Source organism: Paenibacillus apiarius, from assembly GCF_017052585.1.
Classification (GTDB): domain Bacteria; phylum Bacillota; class Bacilli; order Paenibacillales; family Paenibacillaceae; genus Paenibacillus_B; species Paenibacillus_B apiarius.
The window spans coordinates 5,602,342-5,628,869 of sequence record NZ_JAFFHZ010000001.1; the positions used below are offsets into that span (position 1 = coordinate 5,602,342).

The following is a 26,528-nucleotide window of genomic DNA, read 5'->3' on the forward strand; positions in this document are numbered from 1 at the left end:
TGACAGATGGATATTGAGCAATTGGAAGCTTTTTTAGCTGTGGTCAAGAGCAAGAACTTTACCAAAAGCGCGGAGAGCCTGCATGTGGCTCAATCGACGGTAACTTCAAGAATCAAGACATTGGAGGAGTTGATGGGGACTGCGTTATTAATAAGAAACAATAAACACGTCGCTCTAACCCAGGCAGGGCTGTCCTTTTTGCCATATGCGGAGAGGATGATGTCTTTGTATGAGGCAAGCAAAGAGGCATTGAAATTGCAACAGAAGTATTCCGAAAGATTTGTGCTCGGGGGACCTACATCTGCTTGGATGTATATATTCGGAGACCAACTGCGAGATTTCCAGCGGAATAATCCCGCGATTGCTTGCGAGTTATTGACGCATTCATCAGAGAATACATTGGAGAAAGTCATTGACGGTATTATTCATGTCGGCATTGCCTATATGAAACCGCGTCATCCGAGATTGGCGGTTCATCATATTATCGAAGATGATTATGTTTTTGTCGCGCGGCAGCAGCTCGCTCGTAAGCTCACGCTGGAAGATTTGCACCGCTCGAATTTTGTGTTGAATGACTGGGGCAAGCCCTTTATGGATTGGTTCTACAATGAAATGGGCGAGAGGTATATGCCTGCCTTCAAGATGAATCAGACGACGATAGTCATAAAGCGATGTCTCGAGGAGAATTGGTTTACCCTCATCCCCAAATCGATTGTAAAGAATTATATAGAAAATAAAGACCTTCATATTTTGGACCACGAGTTAGCATGGCAGCCTCCTAAGCACAATGTGTACGCGGTAACGTTAAAAACAATTAAAAACTCGAACCTGGCCATTTCTATTGCAGAACTGTTGGCTAGTCTGTATGCTGCCCGGTAAAAACAGAAGTGTCTGGAAGCAGGCATGAGCTTCACAAGCACGGCTGTTGTGGCTATTGAGCTTATACAGCAATGCGACATGGAATAGGTCTATCTCGAAAGTTAGCGGAATACAATGCGTTCGATTGGTTATGACGTTTTGTTCATATAGAAGCGGGTTCGCGTAGCGTCGCAGAACTCGTTTTTTTTGCGGTTGAAGCTGATATAGAAATATGCCCCATTGGGTAATGCAGCGAGGTTGACATATGAGGCGACATTTTTTATATTTAAACTAAGTATAAAAATGGAGGTATCCTCATGGCCCGCAAAGGAATGTTAACGACCCCGCGTAAAACGATATATGATATCGTATCTCATTCATCAGATCACCCGACCGCATCTGACGTCATGGATCGACTCAAGGAACGCGGATATAGCTTCGCCTACGCGACGGTATATAATTCGCTCCGCTACTTGACAAAGGAAGGACTCATTCGCGAGTTGAAGCTGGAAGGTGACGCAAGCCGCTATGATGCGCGCACGGATGATCACCAGCATGTCGTATGCGTGAAGTGCGGCCGGGTGGAGGAAGTATGCATCGCGACGCCCAAGGAGTGGTTGGAGCGCATTGCCGAGGAGACGGGGTTCGCCATTGCGGAAGAGGAGTTTCTATTCAAAGGAGTGTGTGCGGCGTGCAGCGATTCGAAGAAAACAACCCAATAAATGATAGCGCAACTGGTTCTGCAACGAGCTTCGAAGAGGGGCAGTTCTGCGAGACGACACGGCGTGTCGTCATCGTCAGCCCGTTTCCGGCGTCGATTCGTTCACTGTTCGTCGCTCTTACTATTCGTTGTTATGATGTTCTGCTGTTCCATCAAGAGCAAGATCCTGTCCTGCAGGCGATGAACAGCGACTTAATCATCGTCGATCGGACGCGGACCGTTCCTGCCGACAAGTCGGCTTCCATTCCCGGCAATCATCGCTCCGTTCTCGTTCTGCACGGTGAAGGAGTGGATTCCGATTCGCAAGGCAAAGAGGTTCTGCCGTGGCCTTGTCCGATTGATGCAGCTTTATCCAAAATCGAGGAATTGGTAAACTCGAACGATGCCTTGCAGCCGATGGATGGCAATGAACAATTGCGGTTCAAGGATGTGGTTGTCGATTTGAAACGTTTTATCGTCCTTAAAGCAGGAACGAAAATCGACCTGACCCGCACCGAATTCGATTTGCTTAAAGGGCTATTGTTAAGAGGCGGGGGCGTGATGACGAGACAGGAAATTATGGAGTTTGTATGGGGAGAAAATTATTTCGGCGGCAGCAATTCCGTCGACGTTCATATTAAAAGCTTGCGCCAGAAGCTGGGGGATGCCCCCAAGAATCCAAAATATATCGTTACCGTAAGAGGAATTGGCTACCGGATCGCTGATTAATCTTCATGAACCCTTCATGTTATCTTCATGAAGGGTTCATTTTGTCTTCATCATACCTTCATGATGCGGCTTGGCATCGATGGTATGATGTTTTTGTAAGCATAACTTATATTTAGTTTAAGTCTAAATTAGAGATAAATAATGGAGCTGATATCATGTACAAAGCAGTAATTGTCGGAACTGGACCTGCCGGACTGACCGCAGCCATTTACTTGGCCCGCGCGAACCTGAATCCTTTGATTATCGAAGGTCCTGAACCGGGCGGCCAGTTGACCACGACCACTGAAGTCGAAAACTTCCCCGGCTTCCCCGATGGGATTATGGGGCCGGAATTAATGGACAATATGCGCAAGCAAGCGGAACGCTTTGGAGCCGAATTCCGTTCAGGATGGGTAAGTGAAACGGATCTGTCCCAACGGCCGTTTACGTTGACGGTTGATGGACTCGGCGAGATTCAGACAGAGACGTTGATTGTGTCGACGGGCGCATCCGCGAAGTATCTCGGCATTCCCGGTGAGCGGGAGAATGTGGGGCGCGGCGTCAGCACATGTGCCACTTGTGATGGTTTCTTCTTCCGCAACAAGAAGATTATCGTCATCGGCGGAGGCGATTCGGCGATGGAGGAAGCTAATTTCTTGACACGCTTCGCTTCCGAGGTCGTTCTCGTCAATCGGCGCAACGAGCTGCGAGCTTCCAAAATCATGCAAGACCGGGCGCGCCAAAATGACAAAATCAGCTGGAGCTTGAACCGGACGCCGCTTGAGGTAATCGCAGGAGAACATGGCGTGACCGGCCTGAAGGTAATGAACAATGCTACCGGACAGGAAGAAATCATCGAGACGCAAGGTATCTTCGTAGCTATCGGACATACGCCGAACACGAAGTTCCTTGGCGGTCAGCTGACGACGGACGAGCACGGTTACCTGCTGGTCAATCCAGGCAATACGGCAACGAACGTTCCAGGCGTATTCGCTTGCGGAGACGTTCAAGATAACCGATATCGCCAGGCGATCAGCGCGGCCGGTACGGGTTGTATGGCGGCACTCGATTGTGAAAGATTCCTGGAATCCGTTCATTCGTAATATTCCCATCTAGATGAAGATAAAGGAGAGAAATCAATGTCCGCAAATGAAAAAGTAATCGTCTATTCCAGCACGCATTGCCAATATTGCACGCAAGTCAAAAAGTTCCTGAACGATAAAGGCGTCGAATTCGAAGAGCGGAATATCGACAAGGACGAAACATATGCCGAGGAATTGTGGAACACAGGAATGAGATCCGTACCGGTCACTGTCATCGGTGACGCCAAAATTCTTGGATTTAACCAAATCCAATTGAATAAAGCTCTGGCGGAACGCCCATAAAATATACGAAAATACGAAATGTAAAGAGGAGATAGCAAATGACGCAACCAACATTTACGACAGCAGCCACGACAATGACGACTGTATATCCTTTTGCCAAAGTAGGCCTTCCTGCGCCTTCCTTCAACCTGCTCTCGACGAAGAATATCGAAACGCTCGAAGAGCGCATTTCACTAGAGGACTATCGCGGCAAATGGCTCGTGTTCTTCTTCTGGCCGTTTGACTTTACATTTGTATGCCCAACCGAAATCGTTGCTTTCAGCGACAGCTACGAGGAATTCAAGCAGCTTGATTGCGAGATTCTCGGCGCATCCGTGGACAGCATTCATACTCATCGCGCTTGGATTCAGACACCGCGTGATCACAACGGCATTGGTCCGATCAACTATCCAGTGGTATCCGACTTTACGAAAGAGGTTGCCCATGCCTATGGTATTCTCGATGAAGAGACGGCAGCTGCGCATCGCGGCTTGTTCATCATCGATCCGGAGGGCATTCTCCGCTACCAAGTGGTGACCGATATGAACGTGGGCCGCAGCGTTGATGAAACGCTGCGCATTTTGCAGGCGCTCCAAGCGGGCGGTCTATGCCCTGCCAACTGGAGACCCGGCCAGAAAACATTAGGCTGAGGCATATACGCATTCATGGAAAATCCGCTCCTCTGAGCGGATTTTCATTTTCATAAGCACAATACAGGCAACGGTTTTGCAGCCTAATATAGATAGCAGGCAGGAGGGTTTTGTATGAACTCAGCAACCTTTGTACTATTCGGGGCAACCGGAGATTTGGCACAGCGCAAAATCTATCCGGCCCTGTTTAACTTATATATCGATCGCAAACTGTCTCCATCGTTCTCCGTTATTGGTCTCGGGAGAAGGGAATGGACCGAATACGAGTTCCGCAGCCGTGTGGAACAATCGATCCGGACATTTTCCAGACGGCCGGCAGCGAATGAGGCTGAGCTGAACGCGTTTCTGGACCTGTTCCGCTATTGCCGCTTGAACGTGGCGATTCCGGAAGACTACGCGCAGCTTCTTGAACGGGTACGACAACGGGAGCAACAGCTCGGCATCCCAGACCATCGCGTCTTCTACCTGTCGGTCGCTCCGGAATTGTTCGAGATGATTGCCCATAACATTCAGGCAAGCGGCTTGGGCAATGTCTCTGGATGGAAGCGTCTCTTGATCGAGAAGCCGTTCGGCAGGGACTTGCAATCAGCCCGCGCCTTGAACGAGCAGTTGAGCAGCGTATTCGCCGAAGAGGAAATATTCCGCATCGACCACTATCTCGGCAAGCCAATGATACAGAACCTGCAAATGCTGGAATACACGAATCCGATATTGCAGGCGCTGTGGAAAAATCAATACGTAGCCAACGTGCAAATTACGGCAAGCGAAACGGTGGGCGTCGAGGAGCGCGCGGCTTATTACGACAAGACTGGCGCAATTCGCGACATGTTCCAGAACCATATGCTGCAAGTGCTGACGATGTTCGCCATGCAGCTTCCGAGACATAGCACGTCTGAGGACGTCGCTGCCAAGAAGAAAGCGGTGCTGGCCTCCTTGCGGCAGCTTCACAAGGAAGAAGTCAACCATAACGTAGTCCGTGGCCAATATGCGTCTGGCCATATCGACGGCAAGCCTGTTGCAGGCTACACCGAAGAGCCCGGCATTGATGAGGCTTCTCGCAATGATACGTTCATTGCGGCTAGGCTGTGGATTGACAATTACTTCTGGAGCGAGGTTCCGTTCTACATTCGCACCGGAAAACGGATGGCGGAGAAATCGACCCGCATCGTCATCGAATTCAAAGATCCGCTCGATAAATATAGCCGAACGAATGAGCCGACAAGCCCGAATCTGCTGATCATCGATATCGGTCCGAAGGAGGGGATATCGTTCCAGCTCAACGTGAAGGATGCGAACAGTGAGATAAAGACAGAACCCATCCGCGTTCATTATGATGCGGCACAAGACGATGTGCCTGAAGCGTATGAAAATCTAATCCATAATGCGCTTGCGGGAGATTCGACATTTTTTGCCCGCTGGGATGAAGTGGAGTTGTCTTGGAAATGGGTGCAGCCGATTCTAGAAGCGTTCGAGAATCAGGACTATATGATACCTCTTCATTCGTATGAAGCTGGCAGCGATGGTCCAGACGCGTCACGTCGCCTGCTGGAGGAAGACGGCTTTCATTGGTGGCCCGCTTTCGATTCAGATACAGTAAAGGTATCGCATCTCGCAACAAAAAAGAGGAAGAGCGCAAATATGAATCCGTTCGTTGAGCAATAAAGCGTTGCTGCTTGCCTGTGCAAGCTCATCACAGCACCACTTCCCCATTTTATGGGAGGTGGTGTTTTGTTATGGCGCCCTCACTTTCCTTACTGGACTTATAACAGCCAAAGATGTGTTCCCTATTATTTCAGAAAGGTTGCCGCTTATTACGAAGCAATGGTGAAGAATTTCCCATCTTATTCATTTTATTGGTACTATCTCGCCGACGCGCAGGCAAAGGCCGGTATGACGGATAGCGTTTTTTTGACAGGTAACAAGCCTTTCGGAGAAGGGAGTCCGTTTATCGATCATATAGCTTTGTTTGTGCAAGAAGGTCATACGAAAAATGTAACGAAACTGCCTCTTGCCGAAACGGCCGGCTACAATCCGACGATTTTTTTAGGGGATTTTACCGGTGATAAAACCGATGATATATGTATCGTAATCGATGCCGGAGGAAGCGGCGGCATCATATATGCCAACCTGTTTTCATACTGGAATTGGAAATATCATCTAATATTTGACTCTGAAACCTTCAACGCAACAAAAGGGAACTATGATGTCGTGTATAAAGACAATTATAAAGTGGAAGTTATCAATCGTCAGCTACACACAAAATATACGATTGATATCGCATATAAAGGCGCTGACTATCTGGCTTCTATTTATGATCAGGGTGGAAAACTGATAAAACCGATGACAGACGAAGTAGGCAATATAGGCGGGTTGTATCCGATCGATTACGAACGGGACGGCATTTACGATTTGACTGCCGCTCAAAATATTATGGGGCAATATCAAGCGGATCGGTTAGGAATAGTCAATACTGTCCTGTATTGGAACGGTATGGCCTTTATCCCGATTCGTCAGTACGTTCAAATCTATGGATCCAAGTTGCAAAGCTGATGTCAAAACCAATCGGGCGCGAGTTTCGATTGGTTTTTTTCTGAGTCACAGCAGTCCAGTGGAAGACGTTCGCGTTATTTTCGCTGCACTAGCTGCGTTTCTGTTAAAATGAGAATGTTGAATAAGAGGGGGCTCGGATTATGAAAGATAGTTGGGAAAGAACGGAAGCGCCTGTTGAGCTTAATTTGCCGGAAATCGATGAGCTGGTTGGGCCCGTTTTTAACGGTAAACGAGTCATTGCCGCGAGACGAATCAACGAAGGATTCAGCAATTCCAACTATAAAATTCGACTTGACGGAATAGAGAAGCCTTACGTGCTGCGCTTATATCGGGGAGGCGCAGAGGTGGCGGACAAAGAACTGGCCATTGCACGTCTCGTTCAGGACAACGTCCCTGTCCCGCGTATTCTGTTTGCCGATGGGAACTGCAGCAGATTCGAGAGGCCGTGGGCCGTAGTCGAATGGAAAGATGGATCACTTTTACGAGATGTGCGGAGGACAGGCGGCGCTGAGGATATCATGGCGGCCGCGGCTTCAGTAGGCAGCAGCTTGGCCCGTATTCACGCCTATTCCTTTCCTGTGGCCGGATTTTTCGGAAAAAATCTCGCTGTAGATCATCCGCTCCGGATGGACTCCGACAATTTTCTGGCGTTCATCGAAGACAGTTTGTTCGTAAAGCGAAGCGGATATTGGCTCGGTGAGGAGATGACACATGCTCTATGGTCCTTCAGCCGACGATACGGTCCACTCCTATCGGAGCATCAGGAAGCCCCGGTTCTCGTGCACTCGGATTTTAACGGATTGAATGTGCTTATTGAACAATCGCGCAGCCGCTCCGTTTCGGCAGTGTTGGATTGGGAGTTCGCATTTTCCGGAAGCCGCTTGGTTGATATCGCCAATATGCTGCGTTATGAAGAGAACAACTCGACATTTGAGCAGCATTTTATCAAGGCGTATGTGCAAGCCGGCGGAGTTCTTCCTTCCAACTGGCGGCTGCTGTCCAGGCTGGAGGATCTGGTAGCTTTATGCGATATGCTGAACAGCTCGACAGATGAGACGCCGAACCGCATGCTTGATTTAAAGCGCTTAATCACAAAGACATTGAATGAATATGCGCCTATTTGACCGCTTTAGCGGAAACCGCAAGATTCGCGCCCTGAGTTTCCACGGCCTTTGATGAAATCGGTCTGATTTATCCGGTTCGAACGGTTTGGTTGCCGTTCCTAGGGCGCAGTTACGGTGTACAAGGCAATGGCGATATTGTTCGGACAAGCAGATTTCATATGATTATCTTCGTTTCGGCTGCATGAAATATGTTTATTACTTCATATTTCCCTTCTTGTGCAGACACTTCCTCCCATATGCTGCATTCTATGTTTGAGTTGATATTCATTTATATAAATATACTTGTATATTTGGATAAATTATGAAACAATGTAAAAGGGATAAATAGTATGGGAGGGTAAATATATGAAATTATTGATTAAAGGAAAAATCAGTCTGATTCTTTCTGTTTCAATTGTAACTATGGCACTATCACCAACGATTTCATTGGCAGCTGAAAGGCAACAGCAAAAACAACATGCAAGCCATACAAGTATGTCTACTTCAATTCACTATACTCCTAGCGCTAATTCTAATTCATATGAAACTTCCGGTGCAGTCACATGGACGATGAAGACTATTAAACACGCTTTAAGAATCGGAGGATGGGCCTTAGAACCTCTTCTCAAACTATTCAACAAAGAAATGGCTAAAAATGTAAGGAAGTATTCATCGAAACTAGCTGACGCACTAGACTCTATTGAAAAATGGTCGGAAGCGAAAATAGTGAAAGCGGCAGTCGCGTTGAAAGTTCCAAAAGACGTTGCCGAGGCAATTGCAAAAGTAATTATGACATTGATATAATAAATGAAGAAGCCAACTTTAAGAAGTTGGCTTCTTCATTTATTAGCCATTTATCATGAGAGGTGAAAAATGAAAAGTAACAAGGAAATCGTAAAAAAAATAATTCCCATGATTATTGTAGGTTTTTTACTGCTATCCATACTGATTGGAGTTACTTGCTTTTTCCTGTTTTTTAATATCGGCATTTTCGAAATATTAGGAGTCGAATACGAATCTTGGACGTCGATATTATTGTTCTTTGGTTTTTCCTTGGTTGCAGATGCCGTTATCAATGGTATGTTGGTATTTTTTAAAGCGAGTTACTTTCATAGAACCGGGCGAAACGTCAAAAAGCAGCATGCCTCCATTTTTCGGATTTTATTAGATTTTATGGCTATACATATTATTGATGAATTAATGACCTCGGTTCATTTCTCGATACTTTCCAAGATTGGCTTTGTTCTCATTATCTATTTGATTGATGCATCCATTTTTTCTTCGCGTAACCGCGAGTCCGATAAACCTAGCGATGAATAAGCCGCATTAGCTGAAGGTCTTTGCCGTATCCTGGTTTTTTCCGCGTATGATGATCCTATATCCGTTTATTTTTTTCAAGATTTACGCTTTTTTTTGAAGCCGCGTATCTTTTTCAATCATTCAGACGTTTACTTAGTGTAAAAGATGGACTTAGCAAAGGAGGGCCCATACCATGGCCTTTGTGAAATCCGATTTCCAATCATCCGAAGATGAAGTGAATGCGGCTCTTATCGAGGCGCTCCCTTCGCTCCGGAACTATTGTCTATCCCTGACTGGTTCGAAGTGGGAAGCGGAAGATCTTATGCAGGAGGCTTGCCTCAAAGCGTTGCCTGCTCTGCGCCGTACTGGCGTCGAATCGGTTCATCCCGAAGCTTATTTGCTGCGGACAGCCAAGCATGCCTGGATTGACCTCATCCGCAAGGAGCGTTCAGCTAAGCGGCTTGAAGAGGCGTTGGAACTTCCGCCTGAGGCCGCTGCTATCGATTCCCGACTGGAGCTGGAATCGGCACTATGGATCATGCTCAAGCACTTGTCGCCGCTGCAGCGGACCGTGTTTCTGCTGAGAGTGGCGTTTGGATACACATCCGCTGATACCGCAACGATGCTCAGCACAACGGAAGGAGCCATCAAGTCAGCGCTTTACCGTGCGCGTACAGTCCTTGGGGGCTTCGGTGACTCCGAAGTCGGTTTGCTTCCCGATCCGCGGGAGCAGGAGTTGTTGAAAGCCTACCTGTCCGCATTCCGGAATGGGGATGCGGGCCGTATCGTCGCCTTGGGATTGAACGATATCATCGAGCCTGTTGTATGCATCGGGACATTGCTTGAACGCCGCGCCCGCCGCAGTCAGGGAATGGCGGGAAACGCCGTCAACAGTTGCCTTTCCATGTTGGCGGCATAACGAAAGGAGAAGCTTCCCATGAATTTAGTACCGTATGTGGTCGAGCAGACCAGCCGGGGAGAGCGCAGCTACGATATTTATTCCCGGCTCCTAAGCGACAGAATCGTTATGGTATCCGGAGAGATTGAAGATCAGATGGCCAATTCAATAGTGGCACAGCTGCTGTTTCTGGCCGCAGAGTATCCTGACAAGGATATTCAAATGTATATTAATTGCCCGGGAGGCTCGGTGACCTCCGGTTTCTCCATTTACGACACGATGCAATTCATTAAGCCTGACGTATCTACAATCTGCATCGGCATGGCGGCGAGCTTCGGCGCCATTCTGCTAGCTGGCGGCACCAAAGGCAAGCGTTTGTCGCTCGCCAACAGCGAAGTGATGATACATCAGCCGCTGGGCGGTGTGCGCGGGCAGGCCACCGACATCCAGATTCACGCTGATTGGATCATTAAAACCCGGCACAAGATTAATCGCTTGCTTTCTGAACATACCGGACAGACAATCGAACGGATCGAGCAGGATACGGACCGCGATCGGTTTCTGGATGCGGAGGAAGCGGTTGAATACGGATTGATCGACCGGATCATCCGGTAAACATGTTGTAGTTATACTGATAAACCAATCGAGCGAGACGAAGCTCGATTGGTTTATCGTGTTATAGTAGATGCTGCTGAACCTGACGGTATGATTGCCGCCAGGTTCTTTTTATAAGTGCCGATTGTTCCGACTTGTTTCGGGTCAATGATTGACTTGACAAAAGAAAGTAAATATAATATCTTTAAATCGAGATATCTAAAGTAAAGATACTTAGTGCAGAAGTGACTTGGCATGAACATGGCGATGGGTAATGACCAATCCGACCCGCTTTAGTTATTCGTCATCCTTTCCATAGTCTGCGGGACATTATAAAACATGCGCTTCACGGATATAAAACATGATGTCTTACCGTTCAGAAAAAGAACTATTGCGGGTTGATATCTCGAATTGAAGATAAAAAACAATTGATCATGATGTTTTTTGGATAGGATACGTTGCGTAATCGGACTATATTGATAAATGACAAAGGAGAGAATACTTATGACATTGCACACTGCAGGAATTCACCATATCACGGCTTTTGCGAGAGATCCGCAAGCTAATGTCGACTTTTACGCTGGCGTACTGGGCCTGCGGCTCGTCAAGAAAACGATCAACTTCGATGCCCCTGAAGTATACCATCTCTATTTCGGTGACCAAGCTGGAAGCCCGGGAACGATTATCACGTTCTTCCCGTGGCCGAATTCGCGCAAAGGGCGTATCGGAGGCGGTCAAGTGGGAATTACGACGTATGTCGTGCCGCCAGGCTCGCTTGGTTTTTGGGAGGATCGTCTGAAGCGCTTTGGCATTTCGGTCATGAAAGCGGCAAGGTTCGAGGAACAATATCTTCAATTTTCGGACAATGAGGGGTTGAGGCTTGAACTCGTCGAACGTCAAGCAGGCCCGGACAGCAAGTGGTCGTTCGGCGGCATTCCGGCCGACAAGGCTATTAAAGGCTTTGGCGGCGCCGTCTTGTTCAGCACGAATGCGCAGAACACGATAGATACGCTTGAACACGTGCTCGGATTGAAAAAAGTCGGAGAAGATGTCCAGTATGCTCGTTTTCAGGCTGCTGGCGAGCTTGGCAATCTCATCGATGTCCCGTTGTCCAGCTTAGAGGCGGGGAATGGAGGCGCGGGCACCGTTCATCATATCGCATGGCGCGCGAAGGACTTCGCGGAGCATGAGGAATGGCGAAGCGCCGTAGAGCAGAACGGATATCAGTCGACACCTATCATTGATCGTCAATATTTCAATGCCATCTACTTTCGGGAAGGCGGAGGCATATTGTTCGAAATTGCGACGGATCCTCCAGGCTTTGCGCGTGACGAACACGCTGATGCGTTAGGTGGGAAGCTGATGCTGCCGGAATGGTTTGAGCCGCATCGTTCAGCTATTGAAGCAAATTTGCATCCGATTCAGGTGCGGTCATTGGAGGAGGGGAAATAATGCAGCATATTTTCGAAAAGGGTGCCGATTCCAAGGCGCCGACACTCGTTCTGTTTCACGGAACCGGAGGAACGGAGCGCGATTTGCTGCCGCTCGCCCGGTTAATCTCGCCCGAATCCTCGGTGCTCAGCCTTAGGGGCAACGTGTTGGAGCAAGGAATGCCGCGTTTTTTTAAACGGTTGGCGGAAGGAATCTTCGATGAGCAAGATTTGATCTCCCGTACGGCAGAAGTGAACGATTTTCTGGCTCAGGCCGCCGAAAAATATAGTATCGACAGGGCAAACATGGTTGCCATCGGATATTCCAACGGGGCGAATATCGCAGGCAGCCTGCTGTTCCATTATAAAGCCGCGTGGAAGGGCGCCATTCTTCATCATCCAATGGTTCCGCGCAGAGGCATAGAGCTTCCTGACTTGTCAGAGACTCCTGTCTTTATCGGAGCAGGCACGAACGATCCGATCTGTTCGCCTCAGGAGACGGAAGAATTGATCAAGCTGCTCAGCGGAGCGGGCGCGTCGGTTGCAGCCCATTGGGAGCAATTCGGCCATCAATTGACGGCTTCGGAGGCGGCAGCGGCAGCGGCATGGTTTCAGGAGCAATTTTTACAATAATGATGCGGGATGAACAGGAGGATAGATATGATATCGATTGATCCGGCGATGCAAAGCGAACGCGAGAATTACAAGCTGCTCATCGGAAGCGTCATTCCAAGACCCATTGCTTTCGTGACGACGCTCTCGCAGGATGGAGTGTTGAATGCCGCGCCTTTCAGTTATTTCTCGGTTGTATCGAGTACGCCGCCGATGCTGTCGGTCTCGGTGCAGCGCCGTAACGGAGTTATGAAGGATACAGCCAGAAATGCCAACGAGATGGGAGCATTGGTCATTCACATCATAGATGAATCAAGCATCGAAGCCGTGAACCGCACGGCTGCCAACTTGCCGCCACATGAGAGCGAAGTCGATTCAAGCGGTTTAACACCGGTTGCAAGCGACATGATTGCCGTTCCGGGCATCGCCGAAGCGAAATTCAGAATGGAGTGCGTGCTCGAAAGATCGTTGCCGCTTGGGGGAAGCAGCGAAGCGCCAGCCTGCGATTTATTAATCGCGCGTGTCGTCCGCTTCCAGATAGCGGAAGACATTTATGACAATGGCCGCATCGATCCCGCGAAGTTAAATCCGGTCAGCCGGCTGGCGGGGAGCTCTTATTCTACATTGGGAAAGCTGTTCTCGATAGATCGTCCGCAATAGCGGAAACCAACCAAGCCAAGCCGTAACCCCCACCGTACTGCCGCGCAGCGAGGGGGTTACGGCTGTTTGCCGATCGGAACGTCGGGGGCAATCGGGTAGAGCCTGCCATTTAAGGCGAATGAAGCCGCTCCTCTTTCCTCAGAGACTACGAGCACAAGGGCATCGCTGCGCTCGCTTAATCCCGTTGCGGCCCGATGCCTGGTTCCGAATTTCGTTCCGGCAGGAATGGAGTGGGACAGAGGCAAAATATTGCCGGCCGACACGATCTCGTTCGCCCGGATGATGACGGCGCCGTCATGGAGGGGACTGCCCGATATAAAGATGGATTCGAGCAACGAGTGCGTCAAGGTTGCGCCGATCGGTGTGCCCGGTTGAATCAAATTGTCCAGCGAATCTTCCCGCTGCACGACAATCAACGCGCCATGCCTGCGTTGCGTCAAATGATTGATGCCCAAAGTCAACTCGGCGTATTTGTCGGTATACGGAGATAAATAACAATTCAAATAGAACGAAGCTGCAGTGGATTCGATTTGGATGATTTGTTTTCTTATATGCTCAAACATGCCGAGCAAGCAGTCATTTTCACCGTCGAGCACGTTCAGACTGTGGCGGATATCGCCTGATACCTGCTCCAATTGTTGTCGCAAATTGCTTTTTACTGCCGACATATTGCAATGTTCAGTCTGCATTACGTAACTCCTTATTGCCTAGACTTCATGTAAATCTAATGTAGGCTGCCCGTTCCTTGTTTATACTGGAAACTTCATGAAAGCACAGCTCCGGGCAGAATCCAACCCGCAATCAAATAAGCTGGAACGTCGGCCTTGCTGGAGCTGGGGCCTATACGAAAAGGACATCGTTCTCTAATTGAGCTCGATGTCCTTCTTTTTATTTTCGTTCCGCCGTCGTCACTCCCGCCCGAACGGCCTTGGCCAGCAGCGAGGCATAGAACTTGGCTCCGGTCTTGTTGAGGTGCACACCGTCGGGCGCGAAGTAGGAGTCCTTGTCTTTGCTGGCTTCATACCAATCGACGAGTGTGGCGTTAGACAATGCTTCAGTCACTTCCTTCAATGCCGAGTTGACTTGACTCTCATATTCATCAGGCATGCGGGTATTTACAAATACGATGTGTCTGACACCTTTGAGTGAACTCAAGTAGGCAATCAACTTCTTCTTATTGAACATTCCATTCGTCCCCAACTCGACAATCAGATACTCGCCCAGCTTGCCCTGCTCTTTAAGCTGCCGCAGCACGTCGGGAGCTGTGGACATTTGGCGGCCGATTTCCGCATCGACTTCGATATCCTGGAATTGCTGCTTCAAGTACGGCGCGACATCGGCCATAATGGAATCTCCGATGGCCGTCACCCTGATATCGGGTTGGACAGAGCCCTTATTCGGCGATTCTGTTTGTTCTTGCTTAGTCGAGTCGCCAGTAGGTCTGCGGGAAGGAGAGGGCTGATTCGTTGACTTGGTCTGTGTGCCTTCGCCTTCGTGTCTGGAACGATCGGATTCTGGCTTGACGGCCTTGCCAAGCTTGCTGCTGTTCTCACTCATAGCGGAATGGTTCTGGTCAAGCGTCTTATCGCTAGCCGAGATGACGGGAGGCTGATAGCTCATGCCGAAGCAAAATACGATAAAGACGCCTAATCCGCATACCGAAGCAATCCAATGCTTCACCCGCATCCGCTGCCATTGCCAGCTCCGGTCGGTGATTTGCCGGCGCCACGATCCCAACTTGCCGCGGCGAACCGGTTCTTCAATATAGCGCCATGATATTGCGGCAAGCATCATACTGAGCGCAATCTGCGCGACGGCCAACATCCAATCGGCTTCGCCTCTCCGATCTGCCGGATTCGTCAACACGATAACAGGATAATGCCATAAATAAATGCCGTATGATCGGACCCCAATCCACCGTAGCGCCCTCCAGCTCAACAACCGGCTCAAGCTGCTTGCCGGATGAGCGACCGCTGCTACTACCAAGGAGGCGGCTATGGACAGGAGGACGAATCCGCCGCGATACAGCATATCGTCATATCGATTCATTAAGAAAAACATCTCAATGACGACAAGGAGCCCGGACCAGCCGATAACTTCAATCATTATCCGTGACGGGCGGGAAATACCGGTGTTCAATCTAGCGCTAGGCCACAAAATGGCGAGCGCTGCTCCAAACAGCAATGCGAATGCCCGGGTATCCGTTCCGAAATAGACTCGGCTCGGATCGGTTCCAGGATCATACATGATTACCATAGCCGCGCATGAAATGGCTGCCCCGGCGAGTGTTGCCGCAAACAAATGTCCGCGCTTGGGAGCATATCGAAACGCAATAGCCAGCAGCAGCGGCCATATCAAGTAAAATTGTCCTTCCACTGCCAAAGACCACATATGTATAAAAGGGGACTGAGGCCCAAAATGATCAAAGTACGAAACCTGATGAAAGATAAGCCGCCAATTGCTGGAGTATAACAATGCCGCCAGCACATCTCCTTTTACCGAAGGGATCAGGGACTTATCCATAATCGTAATCCATGCCACGACGGCAACGAGCATGACGAGCATGGCGGGAAGCAGCCGGCGCGAACGCCGAATCCAGAAATCTTTGAGATCAAGGCGATGAGTTCGCTGCCAGGCGGCAATGACAATATCCGTCACGAGATAGCCTGACAATACAAAGAATACGCCAACCCCCAGATACCCTCCAGGCAGCCAGCCCGGATCAATATGATAAATGATGACCGCGAGCACCGCCAATGCGCGAAGTCCGTCCAACCCCGTCATATAGCGCCCTTGCTCATTACTCCGGCCATTCATATGTCGTATCTCCTTCATCTTCTGAAACCGTATGCAGCAAATGGAATGCTTCAACATTCCATCGATAAATTCTATGTATAACCCGTTCACCAACCCACTTGCGATCCATTCATTCTCTATCCTTTCCGTATTCAATTGGTGCGTCCGCATGAATGGAGACATAAAAACCCCCCGTTATCTGTTACATAAGAAAACGGGGGATTATCCTCAACAGCATATATACTTCATCAAGCAACTTGAATCCGATTCACTGCCCGCAGTCATCATGATATGTGTTCCTGTCATAACTATAAACGACTGTTGAACCGTTATCGTTACAAAGTCATCACAAAAACGATTCAAAATCGTAACACCTGTTATTGATACGCAGCAAAATGGTCTTGGTTGTTCAAGTATGAAACTTACCATATATTAACGCCGTAAAAAAGATAGGATTAGAGGCTGTGCATCCCGTTGCTCCAAGAAAAAACGGAGGAGCAGCCAGAAAGCGGCAGTGGGGGCGCTGTCTCCTCAGGTGGAACCAACCAGCAGACTGTCATTCATCATGGCGGTTTCGGATGGGATGACATGCTGCTGTACCATTTGATATTCAATTGTACTTGATGCCAATCGGGCGTGAAAGCGTTCGGTTGGTTTTTTATCGTTAGGTATCCGATTGCGGCTCAGATCCGGTGTCGGCCTATTATGGTAATATTGTATAATAATATTATGATTTGCCGAACGCTAATAACTAGAAAAGCGGAGAAGGGGAATGTGTATGGAGAGACCTCCATCTAGGCCAACCAAATTCAGAATGTTTTTTCTCAACAACAAGTTTGTTCTGTTTTTATTGATTATGCTGCTTATTGGGCTGAACATTTTCGTGCTGACCAAAATTTCTTTCGTATTTGATCCGCTCCTCATTTTGATCAAGACAGTGCTGCTTCCGGTTCTTCTAGCGGGGGTTCTATACTATTTGCTTAACCCTATCGTCGATTATTTGGAAAAGAAAAAGGTGAAGCGCCTATTTTCTATCCTTATTCTCTATATTTTGATTCTCGGAATCATCACGATTGTCGTGCTGGCCGTCATTCCGGTCATTCGGAGACAGATTTCCGATTTGATTGCTAATTTCCCGGTATTCAGTGCACAAATCCAGACACTGTTCACCGAGTTGATAGGCAGCGACTTCATTAACCGTTTCCAGCAAACGATTAACTTTGACACATCGAATCTGATGAATACGATATCCGAACGCGTATCAACCTTGTTGAATAGCACTTGGACTGGCATCGGCGGCTTTTTGGGAGCGGTGACAGAAACCGTTCTTACTCTTGTAACGGTCCCGTTCATATTATTCTATTTGCTGAAAGACGGGAAGCGGCTTCCGCATTACATCTTGTCATTCATACCGAATTCGCTGCGCAAACAGAGCGATCAGGTTATGACGGAGATGAATCATCAGATTAGCTCGTATATTCGGGGACAGATTATCGTTAGCTTCTGTATCGGAATTCTGCTGTACATCGGCTATCTCATCATCGGGCTTGAATATTCGCTCATTCTGGCTGTCATTGCAGCCTGCACGAGTATCGTCCCTTATTTGGGGCCTGCCATTGCCATTACGCCGGCGTTAATCGTTGCGCTGGTGACATCGCCTGTGATGCTGCTCAAAATGATCGTAGTATGGACAGTAGTTCAACTGGTTGAAGGCAAGTTCATCTCCCCGCAAATTATGGGCAAAACGTTGCAAATCCACCCGATTACGATTATTTTCGTTATTTTGACAGCCGGCAACTTATTCGGACTTCTCGGCATCGTCTTGGCCGTTCCGGGGTATGCCGTCTTGAAAGTGATAGTCACTCATTTGTTCAACTGGTTCAAGGAACGATCGCACCTTTATGAACGAGACCATATGTAAGCGGAAGTGAGGTCTTTTATGGTGGAACATCCGCATTCTTGTTGGCGCGCGCTTTTTATCCGGGTATAGCGGGGACACAGGGTATTCCTGTAAGCAAGCGAATACCCTGTCGTTCATTTGGCGGCTCAGTTTGCATAGTAGTGTAAATAGCGGTCAAGTAAAATATCCAATTGCGTTTCAAGCGGAGGCAATTCGATAGTCGCCCCTGCTTGCAAAATAGGCAACATGAGCGTTGGAAGGAAGAGCGCGCCGAATAGTTGCGTCATCATCATGACTCGTTTTTCCGTGTTTTCTTCACCCGTCAGTTCTTGCAGAATCGCTTGCACCTTGTGAAATCCCATCGTTCTCAAAAAGTGCCCATATTCGTATTGCGATTCAAAAAGAACGGCTCCTTGGGCAATGATTCTTTTAACCAACTCGGGATACTGCTGAATGGCGCCGGCATACCGGAGCAGGAATTGCTTTAGTCTTTCCTTAGATGACAATGACTGATCGTCCAGTACTTCAAAGCTGTCTTGAAAAGAAACGAGCAGCACCTTCACGGCTTCGTTGATTAATTTTTGCTTGGTGCCGAAATGATAATTGACGAGCGCAATGTTAACATTGGCCATTGAAGCAATCTTACGGACTGTTACGGCCTCGAACCCTTCACTTTTGATCAATTCCAAGGTGATATTCAATATGTTTTTCTTCGTCGAGACGTCATTATCCAACGTTGGATTCATCTTCCCCCTCCTCGTTTGCGCAATTCCTTTTAAACATTGTTTAATCTTTGTTTTGATTGCATATTATCACTATCAGTATACTTCGTCAACAATCCGCTCGGACAAAGGGGAAACGATTCATTAACAGGGTTAGTGAAAAAAGTATTGCAACTTACTATGAAGTCTCCTATAATATAAATTATATTTATAAAAGAATAATGTTTTAATTGGAGGAGCCTGGCATTCTAGGCTCCTTTTTGCCATTTTTAAAATTGTTAATTATTTCAAGGAGTGTGAGGCAGCTAATGGAATTCATTTTGTATCTTCTCTTAATCCTGGTATTCACCAAAATTGCCGGCGATTTATCCGTTCGAATCGGACAGCCGGCTGTCTTGGGTAAATTGTTGGTGGGCATCCTGCTTGGCCCAGCCGTTCTGGGCTGGATTGAAAACGGCAGCTTCATTCATGAACTATCTGAAATAGGCGTGCTGCTGCTTATGTTTATCGCTGGCTTGGAAACTGACTTGGAGCAGCTGCGGAAAAATTGGAAGTCTGCATTTGCCGTAGCTATCGGCGGGATTATCCTGCCATTCATCGGAGGTTACAGCTCAGCCATTGCGTTCGGGTTTACTTCCAGCTATGCTTTATTTTTCGCAGTTCTCTTCTGCGCCACCTCTGTCAGCATTTCCGTCCAAGTGCTGAAGGAAATGAACCAGTTAAACTCTCGCGAGGGCACGACCATCCTGGGAGCTGCAGTTGTCGATGACGTCTTGGTCGTTATTTTGCTTGCTTTTATTATGAGCGTCCTAGGTCAGGGTACCGACGTGTCCATAGGCCTGTTGATAGGGAAAAAGGTGTTGTTCTTTGTCATTATCATTTTGGCTGGAATGTTTGCCGTTCCAAAAGTGATGAATTGGTTGGCACCGCTAAAGGTAACCGAGGCGGTTATTAGCGCAGCCTTAATCGTGTGCTTCGGCTTCGCCTATTTTGCTGAATGGATGCAGATGGCCGGAATTATTGGCGCATTTGCCGCAGGTATCGCTGTATCGCAAACGACTTTCAAGCACGAGGTTGAGAAGAAGGTCGAGCCGATTGCTTATGCCGTCTTCGTCCCTGTTTTTTTTGTAAGCATAGGGTTGAACGTATCGTTCGAAGGAATCGGCGAGCAGCTAGGTTTATTGGTTACAATCACCATCATGGCTATCGTCACCAAGCTGGTGGGCGGATGGATTGGAGCGCGGCTCACCGGATTTGACAAGAAATCCGCTCTCGCGATTGGATCCGGGATGATTTCCAGAGGGGAAGTAGCCTTGATTATCGCCGCTACCGGTCTGCAATCCGGCCTGCTGATGCCAGAGTATTTCACCTCTGTCGTCATCATGGTTATTATTACGACCTTGGTCACTCCGCCGCTGTTGAAAATCTTGTTCAACAGCAAGGATAAAGATCAGGCTGCAGTTAGTGAAAAAGCAGTGAACTTGTAAAAAGACCGAGCCTTCAGTTCTTAAGCTGCAGGCTCGATTTTTTTTGCCCGATCTGCAAGTTGGCCCTTTTCGGACACAGTAATGTAGTGTATTTTAAGGGTAGACAGAAGAAGGGCCACAACAGGTGTTTGACACCTGGCGGCTGCTATTTTAGTGTTACTTATATAATTGTGAACGTGTTCGCCTCAAAGGAGGAATCGTTGTGAAAAAGATAACGGTCCAGCAGCTAATTGACCGCTTTCAATTGGAAGTATTAACAGACCATGCCGGGTTCGAACGAACGGTATCCAAGACGCGCGCCCATCGGCCTGGATTGGAGTTTGCGGGATACTATGATTTCTTCCCGCAGGAACGAATTCAAGTGCTGGGAAAGAAGGAAATTGGCTATCTACATACCTTAACCGATGAAGAACGGAACGAGCGAATCCACAATGTGGTCCGGTACCATCCGCCCTGCTTCATCGTTACCGGGAATCAGGAAGGGCTCACCTATTTAATTGAACACTGCAACCGGGAAGGAATTCCGCTCCTGCGCACATCAGAAGAGACATCCAAATTCATTGGCGCCGTGGATTCCTATATAACGAAGATGCTTGCTCCAGAAATTCAGGTTCACGGCGTGTGCATTAACGTGGCGGGAATCGGTGTGCTGCTGCGGGGCAAGTCGGGAATAGGCAAGAGCGAGACCGCTTTGACGTTGATTCGGCGCGGCCACCGCCTCGTCTCCGATGATGCGGTCGTTCTGAAAAAGATGAATGCCGAGACCTTAATCGGCACACATGACGGCAAGACGAGAGAATTTCTTGCGCTGCGCAGCATTGGATTGATCAATGTGGCGCGAATTTATGGGCGCAGTGCCTTTCAGGAAGAGACGCGCATCGTGCTCGACATCGAATTGGCAACATGGAAAGAGAATGAATTGAACAATGAATTGCAATTGGAGCCTGGTTATGTGGAGTATATGGGAGTGAAGGTGCCGACGATTCAAATCCAGCTGCAGCCGGGCCGCGATGTGGCCAGCCTGGTCGAAGCGGCGGCGAATAGCTGGTATTTGCAGCTGCAAGGCTACAGCGCCGCAGAAGATTTCATTCAACGATTGAATATGTAACATAACGCGATGTTCTTGCTATTGACGACTGTCCGCGCGCGGGTTAATTAATCGTCTCTATGTCTACAATAGACAAGGAGACGATTTTTTGTTTACTAATCCCCGATACTTTTTAGTTATATACCCAAGGAGCTGAGGCCATATGATGAACATTATCGATGAGCTGGAATGGCGCGATGCCATTAACCAACAAACGGATGCAGAAGGATTGCGCGCCTTAGTAAGCGAGAAATCGATCTCGCTATACTGCGGTGTCGATCCTACCGGTGACAGCATGCATATCGGTCACTTGATACCGTTCATGATGTTGAAACGATTCCAGCTTGCAGGCCACCGTCCCGTCATTTTGATTGGCGGAGCTACAGGGACAATTGGTGATCCGAGCGGTCGGCAAACAGAGCGCCACTTGCAAACGATGGAACAAGTACAGAAAAATGTGGATGCATTGACAGCCCAAATGAAAAAGCTGTTCGTCAACGACGGCGATACTGGACTGCGGATGGTAAACAATTATGATTGGACATCTACCTTAACGATTCTGGATTTTTTGCGTGATTACGGGAAAAACTTCAGTGTCAATACGATGCTGGCTAAAGATATTGTGGCAAGCCGCCTGCAGACTGGGATTTCCTTTACAGAGTTCTCCTACCAAATTCTCCAGTCTATTGATTTCCTTCATCTGTACAAGGAAGAAGACGTTCAATTGCAAATCGGCGGTGCTGATCAATGGGGCAACATTACAAGCGGTTTAGACTTGATTCGGAAAAAGGAAGGCCCCGAAGCGAAAGCATTCGGCTTGACCATTCCTTTGATGCTGAAAGCGGACGGCACGAAATTTGGGAAAACGGCAGGCGGTGCGATCTGGCTCGATCCGAAGAAAACGACTCCGTTCGAATTTTACCAGTTCTGGGCGAACACAGACGATCGAGATGTCATTAAATATTTGAAGTTCTTCACCTTCTTGACGAAAGAGCAGATTGATGAACTGGAAGCTAAGGTGACGACGGAACCGCATAAACGTGAAGCGCAGCGCGTGCTCGCTGAAGAAATGACCAAGTTCGTTCATAGTGAAGACGCATTGCTTCAGGCGCAGAAAATTACAGAAGCTTTGTTCAGCGGTAACATCAAGTCGTTAACGGCTGATGAGATCGAGCAAGGATTCAAAGATATGCCTACCTTCCACGCTTCACGGGAAACGAAAAACATTGTGGATTGGTTAGTCGACTTGGGGATTGAACCATCCAAGCGACAAGCACGTGAAGATATTACGAACGGTGCTATCTCCCTTAATGGAGACAAAGTCGACGATCTTAATATGGATGTAACGACAAGCAACTCTTTTGATGGACGATTCATCATTATTCGCAAAGGCAAAAAGAACTACAGCCTCGTGAAACTGGGTGAATAGTTGCTGTTGGCAGGCATGATGTTCCTATCACATTAGGACTGGTTTTGAAGCCATATAGATGGCCGATAAACCAGTCCTTTTATTTTTTTGAATTATCCCATACAAAAACCAAAATGGCGCTCGACATTTATTCCACGATATCCCTCCGCAAGCTAAAAAAAACAGAATAAGACCATTTTCCGCAAGCCATTCTATAACTCATAACAGCATAGTGATGGGCTTTTCAATTGTTTTCCAGATTTTCATTCACATCAATTGGATGATGTTGAGAGAATAGCCAATGCAGAGAAAGTAGGTTGATTATGCCCCATTCAAAAAATTTGACGTTGTTCGGGTTAATCGGTATTACAATGGCGTTCTTCGGTACCGTACGCAGCGTGCCGACTCTTTCCATTACGGGCTGGACACAGATTTTCTATATGCTGGTTGCGGCAATTTTGTTCGCGCTGCCAATTGCATTGATGTCCGCCGAACTGTCGACAGGATTCCCGGAAGAGGGAGGTCCGCAAGTATGGGTCAAAAATGCGCTGGGGCAAAAATGGGGCTTCGTCACCTCATGGCTCTTATGGGTGCAAATGTTCTTCGGGATGGTTATGGTGGCTTCCACCGTAGGAATCTTGCTTGGGTATGTCATCAATGTTCCCGAGCTATCTTCAAACAACTACTTTATTTTTACAGTTATTCTTATTTCTTACTGGACTGTCACCTTATTAAATCTGAAGTTCGATATGGTCAAAATTGCCGGTAGCTGGGGCGCCATCATAGGGGTATATATCCCGTTCGTAATACTGGTTGTACTCGGTGTTATCTATATGTTTAAAAATGGAATTCGGACCGATAGCTACTTGGGTCATTTTAAAGCAAGCGAGTTGCTGCCCAATCTTGGGGACTTGGGGAGCTTGACTTACTTATCAGGCATCATTTTTATCTTCGCAGGCGTAGAAATTTCATCGGTGCATGCGAACGAAATTGAAAATCCAAAACGAAATTATCCGATTGCGGTTATCGCATCCGTTATATTGCTCGTCATCTTCAACCTCATTGCCGGCTTGACTGTATCGAATGCGGTCCCGATGGGCACGTTAGAATTAGCCAACATTACGCAGCCTTACATGATTTTTAGCGAAAACTTAGGTTTACCACCTATTTTTGTAAATATTATTTCTGCGATGATTTTGATTGGGGTGCTCGTGCAATTGAGCGCATGGGTGCTCGGACCAAGCAAATCGATGATTAAAGTTGCTGACGAAGGCAGCTTGCCTCCGTTCTTCCAGAAGAGAACGAAGAAGAATATTCCGATTACGTTCGTATTGATTCAAGCAATCGTGATTTCGATTGTATCTGTTCTGTATATTGTGGTACCCGATGTGAACAGCGCTTTCTTGATTATGACGATTACGACGACAATTCTGTACTGTATCGTCTATGCGTTGATAGCCATTTCAGCTATACGCTTGCGCTATAAAATGCCGCAAGTGAAAAGATCGTTCCGACTCGGCAGCAACGGCAATGGTCTGATGTGGTTCGTCTCGTTGTTGTCACTGCTCAGTGTTGCCATTACCCTGACGGTCAGCTTGATTCCGCCTTCTATTCTGGATCCGGGCCAATACACAGGTTACATCATTTTTCAAGTAGCGGCAACGATTGTGATGGTAGGGATTGCACTTATGATTAATAAACTGAAAAAGCCAAGCTGGAAGAAAAGTGAATGAATTCACAATATGACTTCATTTTCCATCATACACGTTTGACTCATAATAGGAGGACTGCACATGAACTATCCACTCCCGGAAATCAATCTGAAAGCATTGTTCCTTGGCGATAAAGGAGAAAACGTCGATCTTTTTAAAGAAATCCTATTGAAAGTCGTAGATGAGCATGTGGGCTGGCGTCAGAATTACCAACCGCAAGATTTACCTGTAATTACACCTTACGACAAAAGCTCGCAAAGCTTCGAAGATACGGTGAACCATATGCGCACGGTGTTCAACGAGTTGTCTTCCAAGCTTCGTACCGACTCGCTGCCATGGCATACCGCTGGCCGCTTTTGGGGACATATGAACTCGGAAACATTGATGCCGGCGATTATTGCTTACACCGCTGCCATGCTATGGAACGGCAACAACGTTGCATATGAATCGTCTCCGGGCACTTCGCAGATGGAAGAAGAAGTTGGTCATCAATTGGCCAAAATGATGAGTTATAAGGAAAACGAAAGCTGGGGACATATTTGTGCCGACGGTTCCATCGCCAACTTGGAAGGACTATGGTACGCAAGAAACATGAAGTCCTTGCCTCTAGCCATTAAAGAAGCGGCTCCTGAATACGTGGAAGGGAAATCCGAGTGGGAATTGCTGAACATGTCTACCAAAGAAATTTTGGACATCATGGAGCAAATTCCTGACAAGCTGGATGATGTGAAATCCCACTCAGCTCGCAGCGGCAGATATCTTGATAAATTAGGAAAATGGCTCATTCCGCAAACGAAGCATTACTCTTGGATGAAAGCAGCTGATATCATTGGCATCGGCCTCGATTCCGTAGAAGCGATCGATGTAGACAGCAGTTATCGCATGGATGTGGACAAGCTGGAAGCGAAAATACGCGAATTGGCTGCAGAGAACATTCCCGTGCTTGGAGTGGTTGGTGTCGTAGGCAGTACGGAAGAAGGTCAAATTGATCACATCGATAAAATCGTTCAACTTCGTGAGAAACTGGCTTCAGAAGGAATTTACTACTATATCCATGTCGATGCTGCTTATGGCGGATACGCGCGCGCCATCTTCTTGGATGAAAATGACGAGTTCCTTGATTATGACAAGATAGATGAAGTGTACAAACGGTATAACATCTTTACGGATATGAAATTGAAAGATCAATGGTTAACCGAAGATATATATAACGCCTTTAAAGCAATGAGCCAGGTCGAAACGATTACAATTGACCCCCACAAAATGGGATATATTCCTTACTCTGCCGGTGCAATCGTCATTAAGGACAGCCGGATGCGGGACGCTATTTCATACTTTGCAACTTATGTTTTTGAGAAAAATGCGGACATTCCGGCATTGCTTGGCGCGTATATCCTCGAAGGCTCCAAAGCGGGCGCAACCGCTGCGGCGGTATGGACGGCTCACAAAGTGCTGCCTCTGAACGTTACAGGCTATGGCAAGCTGATGGGTGCCAGCATTGAGGGGGCCTACCGCTTTTACAACTTCTTGATGGACAAGTCCTTCAACGTCAATGGCAAAATCATTCGTGTCCATCCTTTGACCAAGCCTGACTTCAATATGGTTGATTATGTATTCAACGAAGAAGGCAATACCGATCTGGAGAAAATGAACAAGCTCAATCATGATTTCTTTGATTATGCTTCATATGTGAAGGGCGAACTGTACAACAATGAGTTCATCACATCTCATACAGACTTTGCAATTCCCGACTATGGCAGCAGTCCGCTTTCATTCGTGCAAAAACTCGGATTCAGCAGAGAAGAATGGGATCGTGCCGGCAAAGTTACCATTCTTCGCGCTTGCGCATTGTCTCCGTATGCGCATGATGAAGAAGTGTTCGAAGAATATATGGTCAAGATCGAAAATGCCATGCAAGAAAAACTTGAAAAAATATTGGCATGAAATAAACGAAAATCAAAAATAGGGAAGGCTGTTACAAAATAAGGAG

The 26,528-nt window shown here is 47.7% G+C and carries 25 protein-coding genes; 22 read left to right on the top strand and 3 right to left on the bottom strand.

From position 1 onward, the window contains the following. Positions 1–6: 6 nt before the first annotated feature. From JSQ80_RS24815 to JSQ80_RS24890, 16 genes are all read left to right on the top strand, one after another. Positions 7–879 (top strand): LysR family transcriptional regulator, encoded by an 873-nt coding sequence (locus tag JSQ80_RS24815; RefSeq protein WP_206097133.1) that lies wholly within the window; start codon positions 7–9, stop codon positions 877–879. Between the two features lie 296 nt (positions 880–1,175). Continuing rightward, positions 1,176–1,580, top strand: coding sequence for a Fur family transcriptional regulator (locus tag JSQ80_RS24820; protein ID WP_206097134.1), 405 nt, complete (start codon positions 1,176–1,178; stop codon positions 1,578–1,580). After that, positions 1,550–2,287, top strand: a complete 738-nt coding sequence (locus JSQ80_RS29860) for a winged helix-turn-helix domain-containing protein (RefSeq protein WP_206097135.1) — start codon at positions 1,550–1,552, stop codon at positions 2,285–2,287. The genes JSQ80_RS24820 and JSQ80_RS29860 overlap by 31 nt, the downstream gene beginning before the upstream one ends. Before the next feature lie 155 nt (positions 2,288–2,442). After that, a complete protein-coding gene (trxB, locus tag JSQ80_RS24830; protein WP_206097136.1) occupies positions 2,443–3,369 on the top strand; it encodes a thioredoxin-disulfide reductase in 927 nt (308 codons plus the stop codon). 36 nt (positions 3,370–3,405) lie between these two features. Next, positions 3,406–3,651, top strand: a complete 246-nt coding sequence (locus JSQ80_RS24835; protein ID WP_206097137.1) for a glutaredoxin family protein — start codon at positions 3,406–3,408, stop codon at positions 3,649–3,651. 74 nt (positions 3,652–3,725) lie between these two features. After that, entirely contained in the window at positions 3,726–4,280 is a 555-nt protein-coding gene (locus tag JSQ80_RS24840; RefSeq protein WP_206097743.1) for a peroxiredoxin, read from the top strand. Between the two features lie 114 nt (positions 4,281–4,394). Beyond that, entirely contained in the window at positions 4,395–5,942 is a 1,548-nt protein-coding gene (zwf, locus tag JSQ80_RS24845; RefSeq protein ID WP_206097138.1) for a glucose-6-phosphate dehydrogenase, read from the top strand. Between the two features lie 66 nt (positions 5,943–6,008). Beyond that, on the top strand, positions 6,009–6,830 hold the full coding sequence (locus tag JSQ80_RS24850; RefSeq protein WP_206097139.1) for a hypothetical protein: 822 nt from the start codon (positions 6,009–6,011) through the stop codon (positions 6,828–6,830). 140 nt (positions 6,831–6,970) lie between these two features. Next, on the top strand, positions 6,971–7,954 hold the full coding sequence (locus JSQ80_RS24855) for a phosphotransferase family protein (protein WP_206097140.1): 984 nt from the start codon (positions 6,971–6,973) through the stop codon (positions 7,952–7,954). A gap of 345 nt (positions 7,955–8,299) precedes the next feature. After that, the gene (locus JSQ80_RS24860) at positions 8,300–8,737 is read left to right on the top strand and encodes a hypothetical protein (protein ID WP_206097141.1); all 438 of its coding nucleotides are present in this window, start codon (positions 8,300–8,302) and stop codon (positions 8,735–8,737) included. A gap of 69 nt (positions 8,738–8,806) precedes the next feature. Next, positions 8,807–9,253, top strand: a complete 447-nt coding sequence (locus JSQ80_RS24865) for a YrvL family regulatory protein (protein WP_206097142.1) — start codon at positions 8,807–8,809, stop codon at positions 9,251–9,253. A gap of 172 nt (positions 9,254–9,425) precedes the next feature. Next, positions 9,426–10,151 carry an RNA polymerase sigma factor gene (locus tag JSQ80_RS24870; RefSeq protein ID WP_206097143.1) on the top strand — a complete coding sequence of 242 codons (726 nt, stop codon included), beginning with the start codon at positions 9,426–9,428 and terminating at the stop codon, positions 10,149–10,151. A gap of 18 nt (positions 10,152–10,169) precedes the next feature. Beyond that, positions 10,170–10,745, top strand: coding sequence for an ATP-dependent Clp endopeptidase proteolytic subunit ClpP (gene clpP, locus JSQ80_RS24875; protein ID WP_206097144.1), 576 nt, complete (start codon positions 10,170–10,172; stop codon positions 10,743–10,745). Positions 10,746–11,228: 483 nt separating this feature from the next. Continuing rightward, entirely contained in the window at positions 11,229–12,176 is a 948-nt protein-coding gene (locus tag JSQ80_RS24880; protein WP_206097145.1) for a ring-cleaving dioxygenase, read from the top strand. Beyond that, positions 12,176–12,787, top strand: coding sequence for an alpha/beta hydrolase (locus tag JSQ80_RS24885; RefSeq protein ID WP_206097146.1), 612 nt, complete (start codon positions 12,176–12,178; stop codon positions 12,785–12,787). The genes JSQ80_RS24880 and JSQ80_RS24885 overlap by 1 nt, the downstream gene beginning before the upstream one ends. 27 nt (positions 12,788–12,814) lie before the next feature. Next, positions 12,815–13,426, top strand: a complete 612-nt coding sequence (locus JSQ80_RS24890; RefSeq protein WP_206097147.1) for a flavin reductase family protein — start codon at positions 12,815–12,817, stop codon at positions 13,424–13,426. Between the two features lie 56 nt (positions 13,427–13,482). On the opposite strand, the gene cdaS is transcribed toward JSQ80_RS24890, so the two are convergent. Both cdaS and JSQ80_RS24900 read right to left on the bottom strand, forming a co-directional pair. Further along, complete coding sequence (gene cdaS, locus JSQ80_RS24895) at positions 13,483–14,115, bottom strand: sporulation-specific diadenylate cyclase CdaS (RefSeq protein WP_206097148.1); 633 nt, start codon at positions 14,113–14,115, stop codon at positions 13,483–13,485. A gap of 199 nt (positions 14,116–14,314) precedes the next feature. After that, positions 14,315–16,243, bottom strand: a complete 1,929-nt coding sequence (locus JSQ80_RS24900) for an acyltransferase family protein (RefSeq protein ID WP_206097149.1) — start codon at positions 16,241–16,243, stop codon at positions 14,315–14,317. Between the two features lie 757 nt (positions 16,244–17,000). On the opposite strand from JSQ80_RS24900, the gene JSQ80_RS24905 reads away from it, so the two are divergent. After that, positions 17,001–18,143 (top strand): AI-2E family transporter, encoded by a 1,143-nt coding sequence (locus JSQ80_RS24905; RefSeq protein ID WP_206097150.1) that lies wholly within the window; start codon positions 17,001–17,003, stop codon positions 18,141–18,143. Positions 18,144–18,268: 125 nt separating this feature from the next. On the opposite strand, the gene JSQ80_RS24910 is transcribed toward JSQ80_RS24905, so the two are convergent. Next, entirely contained in the window at positions 18,269–18,868 is a 600-nt protein-coding gene (locus tag JSQ80_RS24910; protein WP_206097151.1) for a TetR/AcrR family transcriptional regulator, read from the bottom strand. Positions 18,869–19,152: 284 nt separating this feature from the next. Here JSQ80_RS24910 and JSQ80_RS24915 point away from each other — a divergent pair, with 284 nt between their 5' ends. The 5 genes from JSQ80_RS24915 (at position 19,153) to tdc (ending at position 26,482) form a co-directional block, all read left to right on the top strand. After that, the gene (locus tag JSQ80_RS24915) at positions 19,153–20,331 is read left to right on the top strand and encodes a cation:proton antiporter (protein ID WP_206097152.1); all 1,179 of its coding nucleotides are present in this window, start codon (positions 19,153–19,155) and stop codon (positions 20,329–20,331) included. A gap of 202 nt (positions 20,332–20,533) precedes the next feature. Then, on the top strand, positions 20,534–21,439 hold the full coding sequence (gene hprK / locus JSQ80_RS24920; protein WP_206097153.1) for an HPr(Ser) kinase/phosphatase: 906 nt from the start codon (positions 20,534–20,536) through the stop codon (positions 21,437–21,439). A 145-nt stretch (positions 21,440–21,584) separates the two neighbouring features. Further along, positions 21,585–22,847, top strand: a complete 1,263-nt coding sequence (tyrS, locus tag JSQ80_RS24925; protein ID WP_206097744.1) for a tyrosine--tRNA ligase — start codon at positions 21,585–21,587, stop codon at positions 22,845–22,847. A gap of 302 nt (positions 22,848–23,149) precedes the next feature. Then, the gene (gene tyrP, locus JSQ80_RS24930; protein WP_206097154.1) at positions 23,150–24,559 is read left to right on the top strand and encodes a tyrosine-tyramine antiporter; all 1,410 of its coding nucleotides are present in this window, start codon (positions 23,150–23,152) and stop codon (positions 24,557–24,559) included. Positions 24,560–24,619: 60 nt separating this feature from the next. Next, positions 24,620–26,482: a tyrosine decarboxylase gene (gene tdc, locus JSQ80_RS24935; protein WP_206097155.1), complete on the top strand. Its 1,863-nt coding sequence runs from the start codon at positions 24,620–24,622 to the stop codon at positions 26,480–26,482. The last annotated feature ends 46 nt before the right edge of the window (positions 26,483–26,528 follow it).

What these genes read in the sequence shown, in the direction of transcription:
- JSQ80_RS24815 (WP_206097133.1), top strand. Translation starts at nt 7, where the DNA reads ATGGATATTGAGCAATTGGAAGCTTTTTTAGCTGTGGTCAAGAGCAAG.
- JSQ80_RS24820 (WP_206097134.1), top strand. Translation starts at nt 1,176, where the DNA reads ATGGCCCGCAAAGGAATGTTAACGACCCCGCGTAAAACGATATATGAT.
- trxB (WP_206097136.1), top strand. Translation starts at nt 2,443, where the DNA reads ATGTACAAAGCAGTAATTGTCGGAACTGGACCTGCCGGACTGACCGCA.
- JSQ80_RS24835 (WP_206097137.1), top strand. Translation starts at nt 3,406, where the DNA reads ATGTCCGCAAATGAAAAAGTAATCGTCTATTCCAGCACGCATTGCCAA.
- JSQ80_RS24840 (WP_206097743.1), top strand. Translation starts at nt 3,726, where the DNA reads ATGACGACTGTATATCCTTTTGCCAAAGTAGGCCTTCCTGCGCCTTCC.
- zwf (WP_206097138.1), top strand. Translation starts at nt 4,395, where the DNA reads ATGAACTCAGCAACCTTTGTACTATTCGGGGCAACCGGAGATTTGGCA.
- JSQ80_RS24855 (WP_206097140.1), top strand. Translation starts at nt 6,971, where the DNA reads ATGAAAGATAGTTGGGAAAGAACGGAAGCGCCTGTTGAGCTTAATTTG.
- JSQ80_RS24860 (WP_206097141.1), top strand. Translation starts at nt 8,300, where the DNA reads ATGAAATTATTGATTAAAGGAAAAATCAGTCTGATTCTTTCTGTTTCA.
- JSQ80_RS24865 (WP_206097142.1), top strand. Translation starts at nt 8,807, where the DNA reads ATGAAAAGTAACAAGGAAATCGTAAAAAAAATAATTCCCATGATTATT.
- JSQ80_RS24870 (WP_206097143.1), top strand. Translation starts at nt 9,426, where the DNA reads ATGGCCTTTGTGAAATCCGATTTCCAATCATCCGAAGATGAAGTGAAT.
- clpP (WP_206097144.1), top strand. Translation starts at nt 10,170, where the DNA reads ATGAATTTAGTACCGTATGTGGTCGAGCAGACCAGCCGGGGAGAGCGC.
- JSQ80_RS24880 (WP_206097145.1), top strand. Translation starts at nt 11,229, where the DNA reads ATGACATTGCACACTGCAGGAATTCACCATATCACGGCTTTTGCGAGA.
- JSQ80_RS24885 (WP_206097146.1), top strand. Translation starts at nt 12,176, where the DNA reads ATGCAGCATATTTTCGAAAAGGGTGCCGATTCCAAGGCGCCGACACTC.
- JSQ80_RS24890 (WP_206097147.1), top strand. Translation starts at nt 12,815, where the DNA reads ATGATATCGATTGATCCGGCGATGCAAAGCGAACGCGAGAATTACAAG.
- cdaS (WP_206097148.1), bottom strand. Translation starts at nt 14,115, where the DNA reads ATGCAGACTGAACATTGCAATATGTCGGCAGTAAAAAGCAATTTGCGA.
- JSQ80_RS24900 (WP_206097149.1), bottom strand. Translation starts at nt 16,243, where the DNA reads ATGAATGGCCGGAGTAATGAGCAAGGGCGCTATATGACGGGGTTGGAC.
- JSQ80_RS24905 (WP_206097150.1), top strand. Translation starts at nt 17,001, where the DNA reads ATGGAGAGACCTCCATCTAGGCCAACCAAATTCAGAATGTTTTTTCTC.
- JSQ80_RS24910 (WP_206097151.1), bottom strand. Translation starts at nt 18,868, where the DNA reads ATGAATCCAACGTTGGATAATGACGTCTCGACGAAGAAAAACATATTG.
- JSQ80_RS24915 (WP_206097152.1), top strand. Translation starts at nt 19,153, where the DNA reads ATGGAATTCATTTTGTATCTTCTCTTAATCCTGGTATTCACCAAAATT.
- tyrS (WP_206097744.1), top strand. Translation starts at nt 21,585, where the DNA reads ATGAACATTATCGATGAGCTGGAATGGCGCGATGCCATTAACCAACAA.
- tyrP (WP_206097154.1), top strand. Translation starts at nt 23,150, where the DNA reads ATGCCCCATTCAAAAAATTTGACGTTGTTCGGGTTAATCGGTATTACA.
- tdc (WP_206097155.1), top strand. Translation starts at nt 24,620, where the DNA reads ATGAACTATCCACTCCCGGAAATCAATCTGAAAGCATTGTTCCTTGGC.